This is a genomic window from Blattabacterium cuenoti STAT, from assembly GCF_003573915.1.
Taxonomy (GTDB): domain Bacteria; phylum Bacteroidota; class Bacteroidia; order Flavobacteriales; family Blattabacteriaceae; genus Blattabacterium; species Blattabacterium cuenoti_A.
The window spans coordinates 26,669-43,362 of record NZ_AP014608.1 but is presented as its reverse complement, the minus strand read 5'-3'; the positions used below and the strand labels follow the sequence as shown (position 1 = coordinate 43,362).

Sequence of the window (16,694 nt, the reverse complement as noted above, 5' to 3'; positions counted from 1 at the left end):
TGGATTTTTAATTTTATATTATTTGAAAACGGAGTAATCACTCAAATTTACTTTTCTTTCTTTTTCTCCTATATAAATAGAATGGTTCCCTATTATTGAATGATTTAAATTAGCATGTTGAATGATTGTATAATTTTGAATTATAGATTTTTTAATCTTACTATTTTTTATTTTTGTGAATTTTCCTATTGAAACATAAGGACCTATAATGCTATTTTCAATATTTGTATTTTCTTCGATTGAACAAGGATTTATAATTAAACTGTTTTTTATAATAACTTTTTTATGAATTAATTCTGAATTTTTAGATTCAATAGATAATATTTTGGAATTCGAATAAATAATCCCTTTTTGATTTCCAAAATCCATCCATTCTTTAATTTGTTTAATAATGAATTTTTCTCCTTTTTTTCTCATACTTTCTAAAACCGACGTTAATTGATATTCTTCTTGTTCATTCTTAATATTATGATCTAATAAAAATTGTAATTCTTTTTTTAAAAAAAAACTATTTTTAAAATAATAAAGACCAACAATAGCAAGATTTGATATATAATTATTTGGTTTTTCTATAAAATGAGTAATAATCCCTGAGGAATCATGTTTTACAATACCAAATAAATGAGGATTTTTAACTTTTTTGGTCCATATAATGTTATCTACTTGGTGAGTAGTAATTTCTTTATCAAAAAAATTATGATAAAATAAAGAATCAGAAAAGGCAATAAGTACTGGTTCTCCTGTTAAAGAATTTTTAGCTTTTAACAAAGCATCTGCAGTTCCAAGAGGTTTTATTTGGTAGTATATAACAGGATGAATATTCATCTCATAAGAGAGTTTAATTAATTGTTTTTCTACTATTTCATTTTCAAAATTTTTTAAAATAAAAATAATTTCTTGTATAGAAAAAACTTGAATAATTTTTGATAAACTTTCCAAAAGTCTTTTCAAAATTGTTTTTCCTGCAATAGATATCAATGATTTAGGAGTATTTAAAGTATGTGGAAAAAGTCTCGATCCTTTTCCAGCCATAGGAATTATAATTTTCATATCATTTTATTTATTTTATGTTATAATATTCCAGTACTTCCAAAACTATTATCTCCTCTCATACTTATATTTAAAATAGAACACTTTTTCCATTTTATTTTTACATGTTTAACAACACCTAATACTCCTATTTTATTATTAGGTTCAATTATTATATTTTTTTCAGGAAAAACATTGATTATAATAATTTGAATTTCATCATAAAAGAAGTGTTTCTTCTTATTTTTCGTAATATGAATGATACAAACAGTTTTTATCATTTTTTTCTTTAAAAAAAAAGAGTATTTAGTATTTTCGTAAATAAAAAAAATACCAGTTGAAATCAACTTTCTTTCCAAAAAATTAATGGAAATAGATTTTTTAATATTGGAAATTAAAGTGGATTGATACATTTTTTTACGCAAAATTTATTTTATTTTATTTTATTAAATTTTTCAATCTATTTCTTTCTAAAAAAAGAATAATTATTAGATATAATATTTGTAATAAAAAATTCAATTTTATTTCTCTTTTTATCATAAAAACAATAAAAAGTGCAAATATAAAATGTATTATAATATTTGTAATTTTTTTATTACAAAATTGTAAAAAAAATTTTTTTCCCCAAATGTATAAAACTATAAGCATAGATCCATAAGATGTAAAAGTCCCCCAAGCCGGAATCATAAAACTATTATTAGTAGAAATAAAAATAAAAATAACATTAAACAAAAAAGTGATCAACATTCCGATTAACGATATATAAGTTCCAATAATGGGTTTATCTATTATTTTATAAAATATGGATAAATTAGTATAAATTCCCAAAAAAAGATTTCCCATCATTATTATGGGAATAATAGGAATAGCTATATGATATTTTTTTTCAATTAAAAACCTCATAAACATGTTAATATTTCCGCATATTAATACATAAAAAATTAATCCAAATAAAATAAATATATAAATGATTTCTTCATAATAATATATTGCATCGGAATCTTTGGATTTTTTAAAAAAAAAGGGTTCAATTCCTAATCTAAAAACCTTAATATATAAACTCATGAAAGAGGCAATTTTGTAGCAAGCGGAATAAGCTCCATTAATTTCATCTGAAATACATCTTTTAATCAAAATTTTATCTAAATTTTCATTGATAGAAAAAGAAATTGTTCCTATCATAATAGGAATACCATAACTTAACATTTTTATAGCAAGATCTTTATTAAATTTTTTTATAGTTACTTTTTTTAAAAAAATAGGAAAAATTAGAAATAAATTGATTAAAGAAGAAATCATGTTTGCAAAAAATATATAACCTATTTTATCTGTAAAAGAATTAATCCATCTCATAAAAAAAATAGAAAAAAATAAAGAGTTTTTACTATAGAGAAATAAAAATATTATTAAAAATGATTGTACCAATACATTTACAATATTTATTATGGAATATTGTATAGGTTTATCATTTACACGAAGCCAAGCCATAGGAAGAATACAAATTGTATCGAAAAAAATAATTAAAAAAAACATTAAAAAATATTCTGGATGATGATAATATCCAGCAATAGAAGATAAATTTTTTGTTAAAAATATAGAAATTATCAAAAAGAAAGAACTAATTAACAATTGTATTATCACTCCTGTTGAAAAAACAATCTCTTTGTTACAATTTTTCTTATATAAAAATCTAAAATAGGTATTTTCTAAACCAAAAGAAAGAAAGCCTATAACTATGAAAGATAACGCATACATATCTGTATAAAGAGAAAATTCTTCTCTTTTAAAAACAATAGTAAAAAATTTCAAAAAAACATAATTTATAATTTTAGGAAGTGCAAATCCTATCGAATATATAATCGTTTGTATTGCTAATTTTTTATACAAATTCAATATTTTTTTAGATTAAAAATTTATAATTTCTGTATTTTTTATGCATGTATAAATTTTTTTAATAAAATTTTATATATAAGAAAGTAACTTTGATGAAATTTTCAATATAAAAAAAATGGATAATCATAGAAACTCAAAAGAGTTTATGCTATACGCAAGGAAGCATAAAAAAATTAGTAGTTTAGCAATGAGCGATTACATTAAATTTATGACTCCCTATATTGTTGAAGAAAGAAAATTAAATATAGCTCAAATGGATGTTTTTTCTCGTTTAATGATGGATCGCGTTATTTTTTTAGGAACTTCAATAGAAGACCAAGTCGCAAATATAGTGCAAGCTCAGTTATTGTTTTTACAATCTGTTGATTCTATAAAGGATATACAAATATATATTAATTCTCCAGGAGGAGATGTTTATGCTGGATTGGGTATATATGATACAATGCAAATTATAAAACCAGATGTAGCAACTATTTGCACTGGAATGGCTGCATCTATGGCTGCTGTTTTACTTTGTGCAGGAGTAAAAAATAAAAGATCTGCATTGAAACATTCTAGAATAATGATTCATCAACCTATAGGATCAACACAAGGACAAGCTTCAGATATTGAAATAACAGTTCGTGAAATTTTAAAATTGAAAAAAGAACTTTATGAAATTATATCGAAACATTCAGGTTTACCTATTGAAAAAATAGAAAAAGATTCAGATAGAGACTATTGGATGGACTCTATAGAAGCAAAAAAATACGGTATGATAGATGAAGTATTAGAAGGAAAAAAATGATCACGACAGGACTCGAACCTGCAACCTACTGCTTAGAAGGCAGTAGCTCTATCCATTTGAGCTACGTGATCTTATAATAATATTATAATAAAATAAAAATATCGGGGTAGCAGGATTTGAACCTACGATCTCCTGGTCCCAAACCAGGCGCGATAACCAAACTACGCTATACCCCGTTTTTTTACCCGTTTTTTTATATAACGGAGAATGTGGGATTCGAACCCACGCAGTGTTTATACACCGACAGTTTAGCAAACTGTTCCGTTAACCACTCCGGCAATTCTCCAAAAAAATACAAATCTAAAATAGATCTATTAAATAACCAAATAATTTATTTTCTATTTATTTCATTATCATATATGAATTGAGAATTATAATGTACTATTTTATTTAGTATGATAAATATTTTTTAATTTCTTTTTTAGAACTTATTTTATTTTTTACTGTTTTTTTATAGTAATATCTTCATTTAAAGATTGATTTTCTATTTTTTTTTGTTCAATTATATTTTTTACTAATTTTTCAAAATTTTAAGTTGATGTATTTTTTATACTTTTTGAAGATGATTTTGTAGAATCAGTTATCATTACAATACTTGTTTTTTTTGGAAATAGTTTAGAACTAAAATATTGAAATTTTTTTATCTACTTTTAAATTTAGATTTATCTTTTTTTATTTTTTATAAAAAACAATACTATTTCTATGATAGAAATGTATAAAATCAGCAATAGGAGATCAGGTAAATGATATTTTTTTTTGCTATAGTTTAGCTCCTATTGGATTACATGTTTTAAAATAATTTTAGCACTTTTTTTGTACTTAATTTTTTATGAGGATTGAACTGATGTTTTTTTTATTTTCAATGAAAAAATTAGAATTTTTTATTTTTTCTATATCATGATAAATTAATCCTAATTTTTTGTTAACAACGAACTAACGCCAATTGTGTAACAGAAGGTTCTTATACTATATTTGAAACTGTTAAAATATGTCGTAAAGTACCTGGTATTTTTTTCAGAAAATAATCTTAATAAAGATAAGAGTATTGGGTTTAGATAATTTTAAGAACGAAATATCTGAAGTTGAATTTTATAATTTTTCAAAAGAAAATATTAATATACGAATAAATAAAGTCAAAAATCCACTAAGAAAAATAAATAAAAAGTATGCATGAAATTTTTTTTAACTATCCTTTATAGATTAAAGTAAATAAACTGATGAATAAAAATACTAAAATTAGAATTGAAAAAAGACCATTTATTTCCGGATGGAAAGGTTCCAAAATTGGAGTTATAATATTTTATTTTAATACTAAAGTGGTAATAAAAAATAATATATAATTAAAAAATTAATTTTTTTATTGCTTTTAAATATTTTGATTTCAAAATAAAAAATACATAGTATAAATATTAAATAAATAAAGTAAAAATTATAATAAAAAAATAACCTATAATAAGACAATAATATTTTTTTATTTCATGTCCTACTTTTATATTTTTTTTTAAAATAAAATGAAATTTGGATTTTTTTCTGATAATTTCATTACTATTGATATTAATAATATTATTTTCTTTTGTAAAGGAAATATTTTATTTTTTTATATATTAAATTTTTTTCAAAAAAAACTAGGTGTAGTATTAAGTATTAATTCTAAAATATATTATGTGATAATTTTTTTTGGATGAAATTGGAATCTATTTTTTTATCTTTTTTTAGAAAAAAATGTAAACGATAAAATTACAATGATTAAAATTTTATATACAACATTTTTATTATGGAAAAAATTAACCATTTTTTAAATAAAATTGGATTTATATCCCTTTTTTATATAGAAAATTTTACCTTTTAAAGTAAAAAAAAGAAACATATATATATATAAATGATAAAGAATAGAAAGGTCCAATTATATTATTTATTGTAATGTCTTTTTTTTATAATAAGAAGGTATTTTATTATTTTGTAAAATATTGGATAATAATCTATTTTCATCATTAATACTTTCTTCTAAACAAATAGTCGATTCTGTTCTGAGTACTCCTTTAATTTCTCCTATTTTAGAAATTACATCTCTTGCATCTAAAGGGTTTTTAGCAATAATTCTGCAAAATAAATTATATTTTCCTGAAGTGATATAAAGTTGTACTATATTCGGTATTTTTTTTAATTCTTCTTTTACTAATTTAGATTCATGAGAATCCGATAAAATTCCTACAAAAGCTATTAAATGAAACCCTAATGATTCGTATCCTATAATTAAAGTACTTCCCTTTATAATTCCTGCATCTTCTAATTTTTTTACTCTCACATGAATCGTTCCAACTGATAATGGTTTTATTTCTTTACTGATTTGTTTACTAATTTCAGTATAGGAGGTTCTAGCGTTTATATTTAATTTTCTAACAATAGTATTGTCAATTTCGTCTGTATTATATCTTAGAATCATTATTTTATGTTTTTATTTTCTATCAATTTTCTTGAATAAAGGTATTTAAATATCAAGATACAAAACTTTCTTTTGAAGAATTTTTAGTTAATTATAAATATTATAATTTTTTGATCTAAGATTAGAATTTTTTCTATAATTTTTTTATTTTTTATTTTAATAGGACTATTTATTCATTATTTAATAATGAGTCTTTCAATTTATTCAAAAAAAATTTATATATAAAAAAATAAAAAAAATTTTTTTTTGGTATAAATTTTCCTAAAACTAAAATAGATATAAATTGCATTGTTTTTTCTTCATCATTTTTTAATTTTTCTGATAATTTTTTTTGTATATTTTCCTTACTATCAGGAAGTAGAATATCCATATAGATATTTGGTTTTTTTATTTTACCATAGATATAAATTCTTAATTCTGTAAGAATCATATTTTTTGTATTTTTTTCGAAGAAAAAATTTCCTATATATTCAATAATATTATATGCATATTTAGTCTTACTAGCTATAAGATCAATATTAGATTGATCAAAGTTATTTATCCAAGAAATAGAACCTCTTGTTTTTATTTTAAATGTTTTTTTTAATTTGATTGGAATTTTATTTTTCTTATTATAATGAAAACTATAAAATCCATTTTTTACAAAATAGCTACCACTAGTTTTTATATTTTTTTTTAATGTTTTTTTTATTAAGAAAAAACCATCTCCTATAAATTCAATAGAATAAATTTTATTTAAAAGTATTGAAAGTTTTGTATTTTTATCGATAGTTGTATTTATATCTATTAATAAAGAATTATTTTCTTCTCTTTTTTTGAATTTTTTAAAATCGTTTAATTTTATTTTAGACACATCTTTTTTTCGATTTTCTAATATTTTAGATTTATAGTTAATGTATAGATGAGAAGAATTTAAAATTCTTCCATTTTTCATAGAAATCAGAGTCTGATTTTCTTTTTTTGTTATTTGAATTTTTCCATGAGTAAATATTTTCCCGAATAAAAAATTATTTTGTTTTTTTTTTAAATCTAAAACAATCAATCTTTTTGTATTAATAGATAACTTTATTAAGTTCCATTGAATAAGGTTTTTATGTAAAAAGAAACCATTGATATAACCTTTTGTATTATATTTAGTATCTACGAAACAAGAATTAGATAATGTACAAAACTCAGAAAAAATGTTAATATACGCGGGATTAATGATTTCATAATTTGTGTTTGCAGAATTTACTATGATTCCAAATTTTTGGATTTCTAATTTTCCTAAAAAATGAGGATCATTCAAATGACCAAAAATTTGTATTTTTCCTTTTATAGTCCCTCTTACTTTACTATTTATTTTTTTTAAATAAAAAGAAAAATTATTTATTTTCAGGTTTTGAATAATGATATTCAAATTAAGTTTATTTTGATTTTTTGATTCATTTTTAATAAATCCAAATACTTTTAAAATATCATAAGAATTCTTCCTAAGAAATCCATTTATTTCATAATATTTTTCGTTCTTCTTTGAAGAAAAAATAGAAAAATTTCCCAAAATTTTCTTTCCAATTGAAAAATTTTGAAAATTTATATTAATGTTAGGTTCAATTTGGTTATAAACATTTTTCCAATAAAAAAAACCATTTGCTAATCCATCTATATTTTTGTTAAATATGATTTTTTTTAATTGTAGATTCTTTAGATAAAATTGAAATATTTTCTGTTTGTTTTTAAAATAATTTGCATTAATAATAATTTTTTGATTATCGGAATAAAAAACAATATTATTAATAATGTATTTTTGATGGATTAAATCAATTTTAATAAATCCTAAGTTGTTATTAGGGTTGTTATTAGAATCAATTAACCAATTATATCCGTTTATATTTAATTTAGAAAAAAAAGGTTTACATATTATCAAATATTTTTCTTCTTTTTTACAAAAAAAATTTAATACTTGTTCTTCGTATTCTTGTCCTTTTCTTTTGAAAAGGAACTTAGAATTTATTATCCACAAGTTTTTTGGATTGAAAACGGATATATTTATTTTTTTTGAAAAAAATTTTTTATAAATAATTTTTTCTATATGAATCTTTAATTTTTTTTTCAAAGAAGAATCTATTCTTAGGAAAAATTGATTAAAAAAAATATTGTTGAATTGTATAAATTTTGTATAGAAAATCATTCTAAATATATTATCTTTTTTTTCTCCTGAAATTTGAATATCAGAAAATTTATTTTTGTTTTTTATAAAATCAAAAAAATATTTTTTAATCAAAAAATTAAATCTAAAATATTTGGTTTCTTTTTTATATGAATTTTTTAAACAAAAAAAATTGAATAAATTTTTTAAATCCATAGACTCATAAATATGACCAATGATCATATCATGAATATTTATTTTTATTTTTTGAAAAGGATGTTCCTTATTATTATTAATAAATATTATTTTAATATTTCTATTAGTTTTTTTTTTATTATTATATGTTATATTTATATATGCTTTTTGAATATTTTTAAATTTTTTTCCTGTAAAAAGGATTTTATATTTTGAATGAGAAAGTAGTATAGTTATAAAATAATTATAAAATTTTTCTTTAAAATTTAGAATAGATAAGTTTGATAAACTATTTAAAAATTGTATTTTATTTTCTTCTAAAGAATTTTTTTTTTTTAAAAAAAGGTATTTTTTATCTATAAAAATTTGACCTGTATATCGTTTATTAAAAAAATAAATATCAGTCAGTATTTTAACTGCAAAAAAACGGTTTTGAATGGTTCCTTTTATTTTTAAATTTTTTTTATCATTTTCAAATGAGGATAATAATAAATCTCCTTTATAAATAATAGGATTTTTCAAACTAAGAAATATTTTATCTAGTTTAAATTTAGAACTCAAACTGGATAAAATTGTTCTTTTATTATAATGAGGATGAATTTTAAAAAGAATTTTAAAAAATTTGATTTTTTTCCATTCTTTTTTTGAATTATAAATAATATGAATTTGATTTGCGATTAATTTATTTTTTTCTGATTCTTTTATCGAAATATTGTAAAGAAAAAATTTGTTTTTTTCAGGATTAAACTCCCCGTGAACAGTTCCTTTAATAAATATTCTTGAATAAGAATTCCATTTTTTATAAAACAAAATACCTAAATCTGAACCTAATTTTGATCCTTCTAAAATTTGACATTGTATGTTTTTTTCTGTAGAAAATTTTTTATTTTTTTTTGGATTTTGAAAAAAAATAAAATTTCCTTTTAATAAACTATTGGATGTTTTTATAAAAATGTTTTTTCCTTTTAGTTTTGAAATAAAAAAATAATATATTAAATCACAAGACAAATGTTTTATAATAAAAGGAATTTTATTTTCTTTTACTTTTATAAAATACTTATCAGATTGAAAAGATAAAATAGAAGCTTTTATTTTTTGATTATCAATTCGAATGTTTTTTATACAACTATAAAAATTTTTTTGAAAAATTTTTCTATTAAAACTTTTATTTTTATTTTGGTATTCTAAGTAAGATTTATTGATTATTAATTTAGAACAGGTAATATAATTATTATGAAATTTATTTAATTTTTTATGAATCAAAAAATCTCTAATGAAAAAAATAATATTATTTTCTTTTTCTTTAAAATATTTTTTTATAAAAAAATAGGAATTTTCAATGAAAATATTCTTTATTCTTAAAGAATCTGAATTTATAAAAATAAAATAAAGTAAATTATCAATAGATATTTTACATTTAGATAAACGAATGAAAGAAAAATAATGATGGTCTAATATTTTTACATCGTGTAAAATAAGTTCTTTTTCTAAAAAATTAATAGAAGCATGTTTGATAATAATTTTTTCATTCCAACGATTTTTTACTTTTTTCAAAAAAATTTTTAATAAAAATGTAGAAACTTTTTCTTTTATTTTTTTTTCATGATAAATAGAAAATAAAAGTAATCCTAACACTAAAAACAGTAGAATAAGGATTTTTTTTTTTTTAATTCTTGAAAAAATATTTTTCTCATTTTCAAAGATATCGATATTTTTTTATGAAAAAAAAACCGATAATTATTGGAATAGAATCATCATGTGATGATACAGGTGTTTCTATCATTCAAAATAGGAAAGTATTATCTAATATTATAATTCATCAAAAAATTCATAATAAATATGGAGGAGTAGTTCCTGAATTAGCTTCAAGATTACATGACCAAAATATTGCAAGAGCAGTCCAAAAAGCTATTTTTTCAGCAAAAATTCATCGATATCAAATTGATGCTGTTTCCTTTACTTTAGGACCTGGATTAATTGGCCCTTTGTTAGTAGGAGCTTCTTTTGCAAAATCTTTTTCTATGGGGTTAGATATTCCATTATTAACTGTAAATCATGTACAAGCTCATATTCTTTCCCATTTTATACAAAATTCTAACATCAATAACTCTTATCCAGAATTTCCATTTTTAGGTTTAGTGATGAGTGGTGGTCATACTCAAATTATAAAAGTAAATGATTTTTTTAAAATGGAGGTTTTGGGTTCTACTTTAGATGATTCTATAGGAGAATCTTTAGATAAAATAGCAAGAATGTTAGGTTTTTGTTATCCTGGTGGACCTATGGTAGACTTTTTTTCTAAAAATGGAAACGAAAAAAAATTCGTTTTTTCAAAACCTAAAGTAAATGGACTAAATTTTAGTTTTAGTGGATTCAAAAGCGATGTTTTACAATTTATAAAAAAAAAATTAAAAAGAGATAATTTTTTTTTAAAAAAAAATTTATCTGATATTTGCGCTTCTATACAAAATATTATAGCAGAAATTCTTTTAGATAAAATAGAAAAAGCTATTTTACAAACTGGTATTTTCAGAATAGTTTTAGCAGGAGGAGTATCTGCTAATCATAAAATTAGGAATTCATTTATTTCTTTTTCAAAAAAAAATAAAGAATTCGAAATTTTTATACCAAAAAAAGAATATACAACCGATAATGGAGCTATGATAGCCATAACAGGATTACTAAAATATGAAAGAAATTTATTTGATTCTATTCATATTACACCATATTCAAAATTTAAAACATTTTAAGAAAATAGAAATACAACTTACTTTTATATATATATTTATTTATTATTTTCTTCTTTCTAAAATTAATTAGAATCCATCTATACTTAGATACATGTACAGTTTAAGTTTCTATCTCCATATCCATCATCAATACGATTTACTGATGGCCAAAACTTTCTGTCTTTAATCCAATATAAAGGATAAGCTGCTTTTTCTCTATCATAAGGATAGATCCATTTGTTTTGAGTCAAATCCTCTATACTATGAGGAGCGTTTTTTAATACATTATTTTTTTTTGAAAATTTTCCATCTTCAATTTCCTTAATTTCCTTTCTTATGCTAATAAGAGTTTCGATAAAACGATCTAATTCTTCTTTAGATTCACTTTCTGTAGGTTCTATCATCATACATCCTTCTACAGGAAAAGATATAGTAGGAGCATGATATCCGTAATCCATCATTCTTTTGGCTATATCTATAACTTCTATATTTGTAGAATATTTAAAAATTCGACAATCTATAATTAATTCATGGGCTACCGCATTATTTTCTCCCACATATAATATGTTATAAAATTTATCTAATTTTTTTTTGATATAATTTGCATTTAATACAGATATTTCTGTACACTTTTTAAGACCATATGGTCCTAATAAACGAATATAAGCATAAGGAATTGTTAAAATTAAAGGAGATCCATATGGAGAAGAGGATATAGTTAATATTTTTTTATTTTTTTTATTATATTCTTGAATTTGAAAAGGATGATTAGGAAGAAAAGGTTTTAAATGTGAAGCTACACAAATAGGGCCCATTCCAGGTCCCCCTCCTCCATGAGGAATTGCAAAAGTTTTATGAAGGTTCAGATGACAAACATCTATACCTAAATGTGCAGGTTTAATTAATCCTACTTGGGCATTCATATTAGCTCCATCCATATAAACTTGACCTCCGTTTTCATGAATTATATCAATAATCCCTTGAATATCTTTTTCATAAATACCATAAGTAGAAGGATAAGTAACCATTAATACAGATAATAAGTCTTTATTTTCTTTAACTTTTTTTAATAAATCATTTTTATCAATAGCCCCACTACTGGTAGTATCTATTGATATAACTTTCATTCCTGCCATATTTGCTGATGCAGGATTCGTTCCATGAGAAGAAGAAGGAATTAATGCTATATTTCTTTTATATTCTTTTAATGAATGATAATAATGTTTTATGACCATGAGACCTGCGTATTCTCCTTGAGCGCCTGAATTCGGTTGTAAAGAAATTCCGGAAAATCCAGTAATTTCTTTTAAATATTTTTTTAATTGTTGAATAACAAAATAATATCCCATTGCTTGTTTTTTAGGTACAAAAGGATGAATATTTTTCCATTCATTTTGACTTAAAGAAAATAATTCAGAAGAAGCATTTAATTTCATAGTACATGATCCAAGTGGAATCATAGAATGAATTAAGGAAATATCTTTTTTTTCTAATCTCTTGATATAACGCATTAATTCATTTTCTGAATGAAATTTATGAAAATTTTTATGTTTCAAAAAATTAGAAGTTCTTTTTAAAAAACTAGGAAATCTATATTCATCATAAGTGTTTTTTATACGATATTTTATTTTTTTATATTTATTTTTATTATATGCTTCGTAAAAAATTGAGAGAATATGATTTATATCTTTTTTAGAAGTCGTTTCATCTAAAGTAATAGTTAAATGATTTTTATCAACATATCTAAAATTAGTTTTTTTACGTTCTGATATTTTTTTAATTTCATTTACAAAATCTGTTTTAATTCTTAGAGTATCAAAGTAAAAAGTATTTACTTGAAAAATAGAATTGATATTATTAATCAATAAAAATTCTAATTTTTTAGTGTATTCATGAATACATTTTGCTATTTCTATTAATCCATTTTTTCCATGATATAAAGCATACATAGAAGCCATTACTGCAGGAAGTGCTTGTGCTGTACAAATATTAGAAGTTGCTTTTTCTCTTTTAATATGTTGTTCTCTTGTTTGTAAAGCCATACGAAAAGCTTTTTTATTTTTTTTATCTACAGATATACCAATAATCCTTCCTGGTAAAAAACGTTTATATTGTTCGTGAGTAGAAAAAAAAGCCGCATGAGGTCCTCCATATCCCATAGGAATTCCAAAAGATTGACTGGATCCTATAACTACGTCTGCACCCCATTCTCCAGGAGGTTTTAATAAAGATAAAGACAAAAGATCTGTAGAAACTATAATTGATATATTGTGATTTTTTGCATATTTAACTGTTTCAGTATAGTCATATATTTCTCCTAGACTAGATGGATAAGATATTATTATTCCGAATATTTTTTTATTATTATATTTTTTTTTAAAATTTTTATGAGAGTCATTTATAATACGAATACCTAATCCAAAACATCTTGTTTTTAAAACGAAAAAAGTCTGTGGAAAAATTTCGTCTGAAATAAAAAAATAATAATTATTATCTATTTGTTTTTTTTTCATTTTTTCTTGATAAATCATAAACATAGCATCAGATGCAGCTGTTGATTCATCTAGCATAGAAGCATTACTAATTTTCATCCCGGTTAAATCCGAAATCATAGTTTGAAAATTAATTAAAGCCTCTAGACGTCCTTGAGATATTTCTGATTGATAAGGAGTATATGGAGTATACCAACTAGGATTTTCTAAAATATTTCTTTGAATTACACTTGGAGTTATGGTATTTTTATACCCTAATCCTATATAAGAACGATAAATTTTATTTCTTTTACTTATTTTATAAATATGATTTAGATATTGATATTCCGAAATAGAATTGGGAAGATTTAATTTTTTCTTTAAACGTATCTTTTTTGGAACAGTTTGATTAATAAAATCTCTAATAGAAGAATACTTTAATTCTTTCAACATATTATTAATTTCATAACAAGATGAACCTATATGTCTATGATAAAATTTTTTTTTCCTAATGTAACTCTTTTTCATAGAAATAAAATTGTATTTAACTTTACAGTTTCTTGATTGTTGTAAATTTAATTATAAATAAAAAAAGATGATCAATTATTATTGTAATAAAAACATTAATACTTTCAATATTCAATATTTTCATCGCATATAATAAATAAAAAAAAATGAAAATAACTATTATTGGGGCAGGAAATGTGGGGGCATCTTGTGCTAGTTTATTAGCGCAAAAAAATATCGTAAAAAAAATTGTTTTGTTAGATATCAGAGAAAAAATTTCGGAAGGAAAAAGTTTGGATATATCTCAAATGTTACCCATGGTGGAATCAAATACTGAAGTAATTGGAGTTACTAATGATTATTCTCAATCAAAAAATTCAGAAATTATTATTATTACTAGTGGACTCCCAAGAAGTCCTGGAATGACTAGAGATGATCTTCTTAAGAAAAATGCGGATATTATTTATACTGTAACTAAGAAATCTATTTTTTTCTCTCCAAAATCTAAATTTATCATAGTATCGAACCCATTGGATGTGATGTCATACGTAAGTTATATGACAGCAAAAGTAGATTCTTCTCGTATAATTGGTATGGCTGGAATATTAGATTCTATTAGATATCGTTTTTTTTTATCTAAAAAACTAAATGTATCTCCTATTGATATACAATGTTTATTATTAGGAGGACATGGTGATACAATGGTCCCTTTATATAGATACACATCTATATCAGGAATTCCTATTAATGAATTTTTATCAGAAGAAGAAAATGATGAAATAATTGAAAAAACTAAAAAAGGAGGAGAACAGATCCTAAATTTATTAGGAACATCTGCTTGGATGGCTCCTAGTATATCTATCGTAAAAATAGTGGAATCTATTTTAAAAGATTCTAGGCGTGTTTTCCCATGTTCTGTATTTTTAAAAGGAGAATATGGATTAAAAGATATATGTTTAGGAGTTCCAGTTGTTTTGGGGAAATCTGGAGTAGAAAAAATTATAGAATTGAAATTGAATCAAAAAGAAAATAATTTTTTGAAAAAATCATTTGATCATGTAAAAAGTATGATCAATAAAATTAAAAAATATTGAATACTAATTTTATTTTTCTATAAATATTAATAATTCCCCTTTTTTGTAATTTATTTTTATTATTTGTTTATAAGCTTCATTTCTAATTCCTATTGTTTCTCCTATTTTTAAAACCCCTTTTTTTATGGAATATTTTAATCCATAAGTACATAATCCTTCTACTGTAGGAAACGGAAATAAAGAAACTTTTTTATTTTTTTTCTGATAAAAAGAAATATTCTTATCAGAAAAAAAATAAAAATGATATTGATCATGGAATATTATAGATAATTTTTTTTTATATTTTAAGGCTGTAGATAAATTTCCTAAAAAGTGATCTTGCTCCATTCCACTCGCACCCCAAACATTAATATTTGTAAATCCTAGATCATAAATAACATTCAATGCTTTATCGAAATCAGTATAATTTTGATCATAAATTTTTAATAAATTAGTTTTTAAAGGAATATTTTTTTTTAATAAAATAGAATCAAAATCTCCAATAATATAATCTACTGAAACCCCAAATTCATTTAAGTAATAAAAAGCACCATCTACTGCAAATATTTTTTTATAAAAACAAAAAATTTTTTCTAAAAAAGGAGGAGGTGTCCCATTTAAAAATAATCCTACTTCTGGACTATCAAATCGATGATTCATTTATTTCTAAAATTTATGATCCTACTTCCCAGATAAACTTTCCTTATTAAAGGATCTTTCATAATTTCTACGGTAGATCCATATTTTATGATTTTTCCATTAAACATTAAATAAATACGATCTGTTATTGTAACAATTTCTTGTATGTTATGATCTGTAATTAGTATACCTATGTTTTTCTTTTTTAGAAAAAGAATTATTTTCTGTAATTCCTCTATAGCAATTGGATCAATTCCAGAAAAAGGTTCATCTAAAAGAATAAATTTAGGATTTATAGCTAAACATCTAGCAATTTCTGTACGTCTTCTTTCTCCTCCAGAAATTAGATCTCCTCTATGATTTCGAATTTTTTGTAATCCTAATTCTTTAATTAGTCTTTCTGTTGTTTTTTCTCTTTCTTTACGAGATATTTTTTGCATTTCTAATATGCATAAAATATTATCTTCTACAGATAATTTTCTAAATATAGATGGTTCTTGAGCTAAATATCCGATCCCTATTTTAGAGCGTCGGTACATGGGATAAAATGTTATATCTTGATTAAAAAATAATATTTTTCCTTTGTCTGGCTTAATTAATCCTATAATTATGTAAAAAGAAGTTGTTTTTCCTGCTCCATTAGGACCTATTAATCCAACAATTTCTCCTTTTTCTAATTGAATCGAAACATTTCTAATTATATACTTATTTTTATATTTTTTACATACGTTGTTAGCTTTCAAACTCATAATACTTCATGTATATTAAAATTTTTTTTATCAAAAAAAATATAAATATAT

11 protein-coding genes and 3 tRNA genes are annotated in these 16,694 nt (G+C 22.0%); 3 read left to right on the top strand and 11 right to left on the bottom strand.

The genetic code is table 11. The features are described 5' to 3' along the window. Positions 1–18: 18 nt before the first annotated feature. From STAT_RS00175 to STAT_RS00165, 3 genes are read right to left on the bottom strand one after another with little or no spacing between them, the layout of a single operon-like run. Positions 19–1,050 (bottom strand): sugar phosphate nucleotidyltransferase, encoded by a 1,032-nt coding sequence (locus STAT_RS00175; protein ID WP_119305278.1) that lies wholly within the window; start codon positions 1,048–1,050, stop codon positions 19–21. A gap of 20 nt (positions 1,051–1,070) precedes the next feature. Next, on the bottom strand, positions 1,071–1,442 hold the full coding sequence (locus STAT_RS00170; protein WP_244273565.1) for a dCTP deaminase/dUTPase family protein: 372 nt from the start codon (positions 1,440–1,442) through the stop codon (positions 1,071–1,073). A gap of 25 nt (positions 1,443–1,467) precedes the next feature. Beyond that, positions 1,468–2,922 carry a lipopolysaccharide biosynthesis protein gene (locus tag STAT_RS00165; RefSeq protein ID WP_317124582.1) on the bottom strand — a complete coding sequence of 485 codons (1,455 nt, stop codon included), beginning with the start codon at positions 2,920–2,922 and terminating at the stop codon, positions 1,468–1,470. A 115-nt stretch (positions 2,923–3,037) separates the two neighbouring features. Here STAT_RS00165 and STAT_RS00160 point away from each other — a divergent pair, with 115 nt between their 5' ends. Beyond that, positions 3,038–3,709 carry an ATP-dependent Clp protease proteolytic subunit gene (locus tag STAT_RS00160; protein ID WP_119305275.1) on the top strand — a complete coding sequence of 224 codons (672 nt, stop codon included), beginning with the start codon at positions 3,038–3,040 and terminating at the stop codon, positions 3,707–3,709. Here the strand turns inward: STAT_RS00160 and STAT_RS00155 are convergent. From STAT_RS00155 to STAT_RS00135, 5 genes are all read right to left on the bottom strand, one after another. Continuing rightward, positions 3,707–3,780 (bottom strand) — tRNA-Arg (locus STAT_RS00155). The genes STAT_RS00160 and STAT_RS00155 overlap by 3 nt on opposite strands. A 30-nt stretch (positions 3,781–3,810) precedes the next feature. After that, positions 3,811–3,885 (bottom strand) — tRNA-Pro (locus STAT_RS00150). A gap of 25 nt (positions 3,886–3,910) precedes the next feature. Then, positions 3,911–3,995, bottom strand: a tRNA-Ser gene (locus STAT_RS00145). Positions 3,996–5,621: 1,626 nt separating this feature from the next. Then, positions 5,622–6,152: an Lrp/AsnC family transcriptional regulator gene (locus tag STAT_RS00140; RefSeq protein WP_119305274.1), complete on the bottom strand. Its 531-nt coding sequence runs from the start codon at positions 6,150–6,152 to the stop codon at positions 5,622–5,624. 169 nt (positions 6,153–6,321) lie between these two features. Further along, the gene (locus STAT_RS00135) at positions 6,322–10,110 is read right to left on the bottom strand and encodes a translocation/assembly module TamB domain-containing protein (RefSeq protein ID WP_119305273.1); all 3,789 of its coding nucleotides are present in this window, start codon (positions 10,108–10,110) and stop codon (positions 6,322–6,324) included. 83 nt (positions 10,111–10,193) lie between these two features. Between STAT_RS00135 and tsaD the strand changes: the two genes are divergently transcribed. Next, positions 10,194–11,225 carry a tRNA (adenosine(37)-N6)-threonylcarbamoyltransferase complex transferase subunit TsaD gene (tsaD, locus tag STAT_RS00130; RefSeq protein ID WP_119305809.1) on the top strand — a complete coding sequence of 344 codons (1,032 nt, stop codon included), beginning with the start codon at positions 10,194–10,196 and terminating at the stop codon, positions 11,223–11,225. Between the two features lie 83 nt (positions 11,226–11,308). Here tsaD and gcvP read toward each other — a convergent pair whose 3' ends face one another. Beyond that, positions 11,309–14,203 (bottom strand): aminomethyl-transferring glycine dehydrogenase, encoded by a 2,895-nt coding sequence (gene gcvP, locus STAT_RS00125; RefSeq protein WP_119305272.1) that lies wholly within the window; start codon positions 14,201–14,203, stop codon positions 11,309–11,311. Positions 14,204–14,349: 146 nt separating this feature from the next. Here gcvP and mdh point away from each other — a divergent pair, with 146 nt between their 5' ends. Beyond that, positions 14,350–15,276 (top strand): malate dehydrogenase, encoded by a 927-nt coding sequence (gene mdh, locus STAT_RS00120; RefSeq protein WP_119305271.1) that lies wholly within the window; start codon positions 14,350–14,352, stop codon positions 15,274–15,276. Between the two features lie 9 nt (positions 15,277–15,285). Here the strand turns inward: mdh and STAT_RS00115 are convergent, their stop codons facing one another. Next, positions 15,286–15,915 carry a thiamine diphosphokinase gene (locus tag STAT_RS00115; protein WP_119305270.1) on the bottom strand — a complete coding sequence of 210 codons (630 nt, stop codon included), beginning with the start codon at positions 15,913–15,915 and terminating at the stop codon, positions 15,286–15,288. Further along, the gene (lptB, locus tag STAT_RS00110) at positions 15,912–16,643 is read right to left on the bottom strand and encodes an LPS export ABC transporter ATP-binding protein (RefSeq protein ID WP_119305269.1); all 732 of its coding nucleotides are present in this window, start codon (positions 16,641–16,643) and stop codon (positions 15,912–15,914) included. The genes STAT_RS00115 and lptB overlap by 4 nt, the downstream gene beginning before the upstream one ends. Positions 16,644–16,694: the final 51 nt, after the last annotated feature.

Excerpts from the sequence above, each read along its gene's own strand:
- STAT_RS00175 (WP_119305278.1), bottom strand. The coding sequence starts at position 1,050 with ATGAAAATTATAATTCCTATGGCTGGAAAAGGATCGAGACTTTTTCCA.
- STAT_RS00170 (WP_244273565.1), bottom strand. The coding sequence starts at position 1,442 with ATGTATCAATCCACTTTAATTTCCAATATTAAAAAATCTATTTCCATT.
- STAT_RS00160 (WP_119305275.1), top strand. The coding sequence starts at position 3,038 with ATGGATAATCATAGAAACTCAAAAGAGTTTATGCTATACGCAAGGAAG.
- STAT_RS00140 (WP_119305274.1), bottom strand. The coding sequence starts at position 6,152 with ATGATTCTAAGATATAATACAGACGAAATTGACAATACTATTGTTAGA.
- tsaD (WP_119305809.1), top strand. The coding sequence starts at position 10,194 with ATGAAAAAAAAACCGATAATTATTGGAATAGAATCATCATGTGATGAT.
- gcvP (WP_119305272.1), bottom strand. The coding sequence starts at position 14,203 with ATGAAAAAGAGTTACATTAGGAAAAAAAAATTTTATCATAGACATATA.
- mdh (WP_119305271.1), top strand. The coding sequence starts at position 14,350 with ATGAAAATAACTATTATTGGGGCAGGAAATGTGGGGGCATCTTGTGCT.
- STAT_RS00115 (WP_119305270.1), bottom strand. The coding sequence starts at position 15,915 with ATGAATCATCGATTTGATAGTCCAGAAGTAGGATTATTTTTAAATGGG.
- lptB (WP_119305269.1), bottom strand. The coding sequence starts at position 16,643 with ATGAGTTTGAAAGCTAACAACGTATGTAAAAAATATAAAAATAAGTAT.